The organism is Microcystis sp. M049S2, from assembly GCF_020245625.1.
GTDB classification, from domain to species: domain Bacteria; phylum Cyanobacteriota; class Cyanobacteriia; order Cyanobacteriales; family Microcystaceae; genus Microcystis; species Microcystis ichthyoblabe_A.
The window spans coordinates 1-8994 of sequence record NZ_JADBUN010000273.1 but is presented as its reverse complement, the minus strand read 5'-3'; the positions used below and the strand labels follow the sequence as shown (position 1 = coordinate 8994).

At 42.9% G+C, this 8994-nt stretch carries 7 protein-coding genes and 1 pseudogene; 4 read left to right on the top strand and 4 right to left on the bottom strand.

The window, feature by feature from the left end:
* Window positions 1-198: 198 nt before the first annotated feature.
* Window positions 199-534, top strand: a pseudogene (locus tag IM496_RS21070) (zinc ribbon domain-containing protein); the annotation flags it as partial.
* Window positions 535-575: 41 nt separating this feature from the next.
* Here IM496_RS21070 and IM496_RS21065 read toward each other — a convergent pair.
* Complete coding sequence (locus IM496_RS21065; protein ID WP_002735961.1) at window positions 576-1175, bottom strand: peroxiredoxin; 600 nt, start codon at window positions 1173-1175, stop codon at window positions 576-578.
* 459 nt (window positions 1176-1634) lie between these two features.
* Here IM496_RS21065 and IM496_RS21060 point away from each other — a divergent pair, with 459 nt between their 5' ends.
* Together IM496_RS21060 and IM496_RS21055 are read left to right on the top strand one after the other, a co-directional pair.
* Window positions 1635-2987, top strand: coding sequence for an ATP-binding protein (locus IM496_RS21060; RefSeq protein WP_287663189.1), 1353 nt, complete (start codon window positions 1635-1637; stop codon window positions 2985-2987).
* Window positions 2984-4540, top strand: coding sequence for a sigma-70 family RNA polymerase sigma factor (locus IM496_RS21055; protein WP_194015883.1), 1557 nt, complete (start codon window positions 2984-2986; stop codon window positions 4538-4540). Before IM496_RS21060 ends, IM496_RS21055 begins: the two co-directional genes overlap by 4 nt.
* A 246-nt stretch (window positions 4541-4786) precedes the next feature.
* On the opposite strand, the gene IM496_RS21050 is transcribed toward IM496_RS21055, so the two are convergent.
* Together IM496_RS21050 and IM496_RS21045 are read right to left on the bottom strand one after the other, a co-directional pair.
* Window positions 4787-6229 (bottom strand): serine/threonine-protein kinase, encoded by a 1443-nt coding sequence (locus IM496_RS21050; protein WP_287663187.1) that lies wholly within the window; start codon window positions 6227-6229, stop codon window positions 4787-4789.
* A gap of 90 nt (window positions 6230-6319) precedes the next feature.
* A complete protein-coding gene (locus IM496_RS21045) occupies window positions 6320-7219 on the bottom strand; it encodes a J domain-containing protein (protein ID WP_194015887.1) in 900 nt (299 codons plus the stop codon).
* A gap of 196 nt (window positions 7220-7415) precedes the next feature.
* Between IM496_RS21045 and IM496_RS21040 the strand changes: the two genes are divergently transcribed.
* Window positions 7416-8495: an HNH endonuclease gene (locus IM496_RS21040; protein ID WP_287663185.1), complete on the top strand. Its 1080-nt coding sequence runs from the start codon at window positions 7416-7418 to the stop codon at window positions 8493-8495.
* A 4-nt stretch (window positions 8496-8499) separates the two neighbouring features.
* On the opposite strand, the gene IM496_RS21035 is transcribed toward IM496_RS21040, so the two are convergent.
* Window positions 8500-8802: an element excision factor XisI family protein gene (locus IM496_RS21035; RefSeq protein WP_002734790.1), complete on the bottom strand. Its 303-nt coding sequence runs from the start codon at window positions 8800-8802 to the stop codon at window positions 8500-8502.
* Between the last annotated feature and the right edge of the window lie 192 nt (window positions 8803-8994).

Below are 8994 nucleotides of genomic sequence, written 5' to 3'. Positions count from 1 at the left end.
GCACTTTTTCTCGGTCAATGATTAGGATAAGTTATAACTTAAAAATTAATCAACAACTAAAGCTTATGCTTGTAGCTAAGTGAAATCATTGATTAAGAGACCTGTACTTTTCAATGACTTTTTCAGCAAGCCCTAATTATTAAGTGGGATCGCAAGTTGAAAAACAAGGGTAATTCTGTTAACGCAATTTAAATTACGAACAGCTTACTACCGTTTGTTGTTTGGAAACTGGGAAAATATTATCTTAAGGTCGATAAAAACGGAACTTCACAGGATTGTCCGAATTGTGGCGCGATTACCGGCAAAAAGGCGTTATCCGAAAGAGTTCACCGGTGTGATTCTTGCGGCCACATCGAACCGAGAGATACGGCATCAGCAAAGGTAATCGAGAACTGAGGAAAAAATGCGGTGGGACTGACCGTGTTAGAAAACGCTCGCGCAGGCGATCGGTTGGGGATCGTCCGGTTAAACCCGGTCAATTTAGTTAAAAGCCTAGGAACCGAGAATCCCCCGCTACACCGCGCGAGCGGTTAGCGGGGGAGAGTCAAAGCTGAGGGAATTCTGACTACCTTTAACTAAACTGCTGCGAAGTAAACCTTCGACTTCACAGGATCGGGAACCATGGTAGCATCCCCTTCTTGCCAACCGGCGGGACAAACTTCATCTGGGTGGGATTGGACGTATTGAATCGCTTTCAGAGTGCGGAGGGTTTCATCGACACTGCGACCGAAGGAAAGATTATTAATAGTAGCGTGTTGGATAACACCTTCTTTATCGATGATAAAGAGACCACGCAGGGACACTCCCGCATCAGGATCAAGAACATTGTAAGCGGTGCTGATTTCTTTTTTCAGATCCGACACCAACGGATAGGCCACATCACCGACACCGCCGGATTTTCTCTCAGTTTGAATCCATGCTAGGTGAGCAAATTCGCTATCGACGGACACCCCTAAAATCTCGGTGTTGATGCTGGCAAATTCGCTAACTCGATCGCTGAAAGCGGTAATTTCCGTGGGGCAAACAAAGGTAAAATCGAGGGGATAGAAGAATAAAACGACGTATTTACCCCGATAATCCGACAATTTGATGGTTTTAAACTCTTGATCGAAAACGGCGGTCGCGGTGAAATCCGGCGCCGCTTGTCCGACTCTTAAGCAACCTTCGGCGGTCATACTCTTAATCTCCTTAATCTAGTTTCTGGGAAAATGCAACTATTTTTACATTCCTTAACAACTATATCATAGTCATAACGATTTTGAGTAGTCAGCAATCAGTTAAGTAGGGAGGCACAATTATTTGTGGGATGGGTTATACCATTTTTCTTTATTCGCGTCACAACGAATGAAGGTTTGGCAAGCATTCGAGCGTGGATGTCTGTCATGGATTTAGAAATTTGGTATTAGCGGTAGCGTAACCCATGCGGGCGTTGGGTTTCATGCTTTAACCCAACCTAAGTTCTAAATTAAACAGGATTACCTCGCGCCAACCAGATGTTAGCCCCCTTGAGTTACTGCTTGGGGCGTGTGCGGAAGGTGACTTGTCGAGATGCCTCCTTATCAAACATAGAACCCTCGCCAAAATTCTCTGTTTATAAGCTATACCTATGGATGCAGTGCTGTTTGAGGTAACTTGTGCCGTTAGATCTATTGACCGAAATCTACAGCTCTTTTGAACCCTTTCAGCCTCCATCCAAGGAAGCTTATGTCGAATGCCAAGATGTTCGGGGTGGATGGGAGGTTATTCGAGAACTGGGACGAAAAATAACACGTTCTAAGCAGCCAACTTGCCAACTTTATTCAGGGCATCGTGGCGTAGGTAAATCTACAGAGCTTTTGCGGCTGAAGGAATATTTAGAGCCACAGAAGTACTTTGTTGTTTACTTTGCAGCAGACGATGAGGATATTGAACCGCAAGATGCTGAGTATGCGGATATACTCTTTGCCTGTACCCGCCATCTCGTAGAAGCAATCAAGCTTCAAAACCACAATCCTTTGCTTAACTGGATGAAAGATCGGTGGGAATCTCTCAAAGACTTGGCATTGACAGAAATTTCGTTTGAAGGCTTGAGCCTAGAGGGGCAGATTGCCCAGTTTGCTAAAATCACTGCCAATTTGAGAGCTACACCAGATAAGCGGCGTGAACTTCGCCAAAAGATCAATGCAAATACTCCATCTCTAGTAGAAGCTCTTAACGACTTCATCAAAGAAGCACAAAAGATCTTGCCTGCTGATAGCCGAGGAATTGTCTTGATTGCTGACAACCTCGATCGGATTGTGGAAACCCAAGAGGAAGGTAAGCCAAGCAACTACGATGAGATTTATTTGAATAGGAGTGAGATTCTACGTGGATTAGCTTGTCATGTAATTTACACAGTTCCGATCGCCATGATTTATTCGGACGGACGGGCAACTCAGCTTGAAAATAATTACGATACACCTGATGTTCTGCCTATGATTATGGTTAGAAATCGTGATGGTAGCGAGAACTCAGCAGGACTAGAGAAATTACGAGAACTGATCTGTCGGAGAGTTGCATTGGTTGATCCGAACTTAGTGCAAACCCTAGAAGGAGCGGTTAGTGGACTTGATTCTCCAGCAGTATTCGACAGCCCGGAAACCTTGAAGTTGTTGTGTTTGATGAGCGGTGGTCATGTCCGAAATCTGATGCAGTTAATTCAAAAAGCGATCGACTGGACAGATCAGCTACCAATTACTGCCAAAGCTGCAAGACGGGCAATTGAAGAGACACGGGAGACCTACCGCAAAACTGTCCAAGAGCATCAATGGGAAGTTCTAGCGAGGGTATGTCACATCAGAGAAGCGAATAATGATGCGGAACACCTGCGCTTATTGCTGAATCGCTGCTTATTGGAGTATAGGTACTATGATGAGAATGAAACCCTTCAGGTCTGGTGCAACATTCATCCTCTGATTGAAGGGATTTCGAGGTTCCAAGACGCACTCGCGAGGGTTCAAGCTCTATGAGTCTTGCTCAACCATCTGAAGACACCTCACCTTCCAAGGAAGAGATTTATCAAGCCCTTCTTCGCTCTCTGACAAGACGCAAGGGGTTTGGGATTGTTTTTGTGCAGTCTTCTCCTCTTGAAGCTCAACGATTAATTCAGCGAGTCCAGCAAGATTTACCACAAAAGAAAGTTGCAACTCTACAGTTAACAGAGCCAATTAACAACTTATACGAATTTATTGAAGGTCGTTCAGATCGAAATGAGTTAAATATTTTGTTTGTTCAAGGTCTAGAGAAATCTTTAGAACCATTTATCAAGCCTGGTTTTGGAGGCGAAGGCGATTATTATAACATTGATACCGTTCCTGGTATTCTTAGCCACTTAAATCAACGCCGGGAAATTTTTCGAGATCGTTTCAGTAATATTTGTTTTGTCTTCATCTTACCTGCTTTCGCAATCAAGTACTTTATTCGTCGTGCTCCTGATTTTTTTGACTGGGGTACAGGTGTTTTTAGATTCCCTCTAGACTCAGAAACCTTATCACAAGAGTTATCTGGTATTCTTTCAAAGCGAAGTAAAAACAATTATTCAGGCTTTTCATTGAAAGAGGGCGAAAAGCTACTTCTTAAGATTCAGCAATTAATCGACGAATGTGACAACAATAAGTCCCATTTAGCTGATTTGCTTTTTGAGCAAGGCTTGGTCTTGCAAGGAATTAAAAAATATAGGGAAGCAGTTTCTAGCTATAAAAAAGCTCTCCAACTTAATTCTGAAGATCCTGATGTCCTTAACAATTTAGGTCTTGCGTTATTCGATTATGGACTTTTTGAAAAAGCTATTATCAATTACGATAAAGCCTTAAAGATTCAACCTGATTATTATTATGCTTGGGATAATAGAGGTGATGCATTAAGAGCTTTAGGTCGCTTTTCTGAAGCTATTGATAGTTATAATCAAGCCTTGCAGTTAAAGCCTGATGATCAGACTGCATGGGATAGTTTATTCAAAACTCTACTTGAGGCAGACAACCCTGAATCCAATACATTTTTTGCCTTTATTAAAAGAAGTCTTCGTCAGTTCAATCTTGATTCCTACTATGATCCTTCTGATATCATTAGTGAAGCTTATATTCGTGGAGTACGTTCGATTAGCTCTGGAAGGGTTATTACAAATCCGTTGGCTTGGATTCGTATGGTTTCGCACAATATTATTCGTGAACTTTCTCGAAATCAAAATAGACAAAAGGCAGATATTGCTCAGTTGCAAGATTCTGTAATCTTTGAGCCATCCAATATAGAAGATGATTTAGAGCTAGTTCAGTTAGCTTTCAAACACTTGTCCCCTGAAGACCGCGAAATCATAACTCTACGAACGATAGAGGGGCTGTCTTGGTCTGAAATCAGCAAGCGTTTGACATCTGAGGAGAAACAGTCGTTACAAGAAGCAGTTCTACGGCAGCGTGGAGCGCGAGCAATGAAAAGATTGAGGCAAATATATCATTCACTTCAGCCAGAGGATCCTCCTAACCTGATAGCGTCGGGGGCTAACAAGCCCAATGCAGCGGACGATTGAGAGACTTTGGTCTTGAGTTCAAAGTAATCTGCCGCCGCTGATTGGGAACGATAGAAATAATTGAATATGGCTAAATTACCAGGGGAAACCTTAACGAGCATTTTTGATCTACTGCGTCAACTGGCAGAGCAGATAGAATCAGAAGAATTAAGCCTAAACAGTAGCTATCTTCTATTGTAGGGGAAAGGGCAAGGGTTTAAGAAAAAATTATCATCTTCCCCTTGCCAGACTTCTGCAAGCAGTCTATTAATTACTATTTTCTTCAGGAGGAGGAGGTGATAAAACCGGAGGAGCAATCGGTTCAATTTTATCCTCATTAACCGGGGGATTAATCACCTCTGGAACAGGGGAAGGAGAAGGGGAAGGAGAAGGAAGGGGAGAAACTTGAGGACTCGGCTCTGTTTCAGGAAGGGGAACAGGAATAGGAATTACTTCTTCTGGGGTGGGACTAGGAGTTAATTCTGGAGTCACTTCTGGAGTAGGAATCACCTCTGGGGTAGGAGTCGGGGATGGAGTAGGAGTCGGGGAATAAATGGGAGTCCGTTGACGAGAAGGTCGTCGGATAGGGGGAAAATCTTGGGAGGGAGGAGGAATGATTTCAGGACTAGGAGAAGGTTCGATGGTTGGTGATGGTTCGATTTCCTCATTTTTGGGTAAAAGAGCCATAAATCCCCGATATCCTAGGGCAAAAGCCCCAATTGTCACCGCAAAAATCAGCAAAATCCACAGCCAAGGATTCTTTTTTTCCCCAGAATTGGGTTGAATAACCACAGTGGGGGAGACGGTTGGTTTTGGGGGTGTAGAGGACTTTAATCGGGGACTATGGGGAGAAACCGCGATAGTTGGTTGGGTGGACAAATCGGGGGACATTTCTGCCAAAGCTGCTAACATTTCCCTAGCAGTAGCAAACCGATCCCGGGGATGAAAACGGATCGCTCGATCGATTACCATAGCTAAATTAGGATTAACATTTTCTGCCTCCTGTCGCCAGAGAATTTCCCCCGTGCGCGAGTCAGTTTCTAGATATTGAGGAGTTTTTCCCGTTAATAAAAAAATCGCCGTTAAGCCTAGGCTGTAAAGGTCACTAGAAAAGACCGGTCTCCCGGCAGCCTGTTCCGAAGCCATATAACCGGGGGTGCCAAGGGCGATCGAATAGGCACTTTTTCCCGTAGGATCGAGTAAGGTGGCCACTGCCTCTTTCATTACCCCAAAATCGATTAAAACGGGCAAATTATCACTATTTCTTAAGATAATATTATCGGGTTTCACATCCCGGTGAATAATGCGGCGACTGTGAATAAAATCAATAACAGGCAGTAAATTCTCTAAAATCGTCCGCACGGCTGAGGAAGATAAATTTCCCTGTCGTTGCTGTTTTTGGGTTAGTGTCTCCCCTTCAATCCATTCCTGCACCAGATAGAAATGATTATCTTGGGCAAAATAACCGTATAAACGGGGTATTTGGCGATTTTGTTCCCCCAATTCCTCTAAAACGCTTGCTTCTTTCTGAAAACGTTCTTTTAACCATTCTGGCATCCCCTCACTTTGAATAGCCGGCTGCAATTTTTTAATCACACAGCGCCGTTGAGAAGGCATATTCGTATCGATAGCGATATAAGTTTCCCCAAATCCCCCCCTAGCAAGGGTGCTAACAATTTGGTAGCGATTGTTTAAAAGCACTAGATTCATTACCTTGAGAGTGCAAGCGTGGTCCTAGATTGTTCCTAGACTAACATTCTTTTGTTAAGGAAAAAGTCAAGGGAAAAACTAGAGTCAAGTCTAAGGAATCCAGCGACGGATTTTCGTCCACAAAGGTGCATTATCTTGACTACTCATCTCCTGAAAACTTTGATAACAATCGTAGGCGCGATTAAGATGGGCAGTGATTTCTGTAGCATTGGGATGGGAATTGCGATCGGGATGCCAATAACACAAGAGAGTTTTATAATTATTCTCAATCCGGCTAGTCGTGGTAAAAGGAGTAATCCCCAAAACTCGCCACCAAACGGGATTAGCCGACTCTATAATCATCACGGCCAAGGAACGGGGCGAAGGATAGAGAATTTGGGCGATTAATGACCAATCTGACCCATAACACACCCGATAAACCGCTTTAACTCGCTCTTTTCCCAACTGTTCACAAGCTTGTAAATGCCATTGACGAAAATCCCTCCGCATCTGCTGATGAGTTCGCAAATCTCGCTGGGCAAATCTGCCCTCAGCTAGTTTATTAGTGCCAATAGTGTTAAAGTTACCATTAGCGATCGCTTTTAGATCCCAGTAAAGATGATAAAAAGGATCTTGACCCAAGGCGAGACTTTCCAGAATTTCCTTAGCGTAACCTCTAGCCGGATTTAACCGCAATAATTCCCGTAATTCCCGACAAAACTGCTCATTTTCGGGCATACTGCGCCATTGCCAATAGTTAACATCCGGTTTTGCCAGAGACTGCCTATATACACTGCGCCACACCTGGGGAACAGTACAGGCGATCGGGGTAGCCAAGGGAGTAGCCAGGGGATAAAATTGACCCTTTAATGAGCTTTCAGGAGCATCTTCTAGTAAACAGGCAAGATGATAGGCGGGATGACTACGGGGCTTTTTTTGGGGGCTAATAAACCAAAAAGCCGTTAAAATAAGAATTAGGTACAAGAGTAGAGAAAGAATTTGCTCCGCCATCGCCACTTTTAGTTAGTCTGCTCAGTTACCTCAAGAATTATAATTTGTGCTATGGTCGCTGAAAAGTTCTTTGTATCTCGGCTGATTGTCAGGAATCCACAAAATGGGGTGATATGCCGAAAGTTTCCACATATCCTTACTCTGGTTATTCAGAAAGTTTTTGTATAATTAATATAATCAGTAGTCGGTCTTTAGCATGATCCCATCTGCACTCTCAAATATCACATTCGACGAGCAAGACGCAAACCTCTTTCTTGTCGATGACGCTCGCCTTCGTGCTGATGCTCTAAAACATTCGGTTTTACCGCGTCTGCGCTTGGTAATGAACTCTGCAATTGCTCTGATACTTGAGATATACGGAGTAGAAGTGCTGGACGACTCTATCGTTAGCGTTTTTCCGAATTTTCGGGAAAATAGATACAACGATAACGAATTGACGCATAAATATGAATCTGTTTTCGTTGGCCTTGGCGGACAAAGGAAGGCAAAGTGGCCAGGTTTCTCGCGCAAAGATGGAAAACCCGTGCAAATCTTGCCATTTCGTTTTGCTTTCATGCTCACAGATGAGGGGGTATTTACTTTTCTGGAAAACGGTTGGCTCAAAGGACTTGATAAAAAGTCATTTGATTCGATTTTGCAGTTTCATATTGATAACGAAAATATAATTAATAGGCTGTGTTTCGGATCTGAGATTCGACCTGATTTTTATTTTGGTGATGATTTACCTTTCTTCGCAGCATTTCAAGATCATTATCGACATAGAATATCTAACGAACAAATTGATAACTATTTTTTCGGGCATCCATATCGCTTCCCTGTTTCCCCAGTTGACCTATTTCAATTAGTCGATAATTTTGCAGTTTTCTTCCCCGTTTATGACTCTTATATTCAAATAGCAAAGGGACTCCCGCATCGGCTGGAAAATTTAGTTTCAAGATTGAACTATTGGTGGTTTGAAAGACAATTAGAGAATCCGAATGAAGGGGGTGAAGAAAAGCACTCCGCCACAGGTGAATCGATCGCATTGGCAGCACTTTTCGCCGAGCAAAAGATTCGCGTAATGCCCGCAATCCGTTGGCAAGTATTTCAGCGTGATCAGTGGAAATGTGTTTCTTGTGGTCGCAATTCACATAACGGCGCAATTCTTCATGTTGATCACATCATTCCTCGCTCACGCGGTGGTCTTGACAGCCTGGATAACTATCAAACGCTTTGTGACGTTTGCAACATCGGCAAAAGCAATAGAGATACCACAGATCTCCGCAATAAAGGCTAACACCTTACTCTAGGGAAAGTCCAGTAATAATATCTTCTGGGGGAATCCCAGCCTGAATTAAAGTGGTTGTTAATCCTTCTTCAAGATTATCATCTTCAATGACAATTTTATTTTTCAATAAACGAGCGTGAAATAAAATTGTATTAATCCACGCTTCTTTTTCCCAACCAGTCATAATTATTAAAAAGTTGCCTGATTCTGGATCACAAACTGGGGTAATTTTAAGGGTTTGTAATCGAGGTTGCATCGCCGACTCTTTTCTGATAACTTGAGTCAGAATATCGGCATAATTTACTGTGTTATCCATTCGCAAATTATCTCCTTTTGAGGATTATAAATAATTAAATTGATTCTATTACGTTTAATCTCTTCGGGTCTAATTCCCCGCCGCTCGCGGCGTATAATAAGTAGTCGTGCAAAATTAATTTCCTAGTAAAGATAGGCACTCATGCAAGAGGCAAAAGGCAAGAGGGGGTTAGATATGTGTAATTAATTTTGC

Coding starts and splice junctions, on each gene's coding strand:
- IM496_RS21065 (WP_002735961.1), bottom strand. CDS start 1,175: ATGACCGCCGAAGGTTGCTTAAGAGTCGGACAAGCGGCGCCGGATTTC.
- IM496_RS21055 (WP_194015883.1), top strand. CDS start 2,984: ATGAGTCTTGCTCAACCATCTGAAGACACCTCACCTTCCAAGGAAGAG.
- IM496_RS21050 (WP_287663187.1), bottom strand. CDS start 6,229: ATGAATCTAGTGCTTTTAAACAATCGCTACCAAATTGTTAGCACCCTT.
- IM496_RS21045 (WP_194015887.1), bottom strand. CDS start 7,219: ATGGCGGAGCAAATTCTTTCTCTACTCTTGTACCTAATTCTTATTTTA.
- IM496_RS21040 (WP_287663185.1), top strand. CDS start 7,416: ATGATCCCATCTGCACTCTCAAATATCACATTCGACGAGCAAGACGCA.
- IM496_RS21035 (WP_002734790.1), bottom strand. CDS start 8,802: ATGGATAACACAGTAAATTATGCCGATATTCTGACTCAAGTTATCAGA.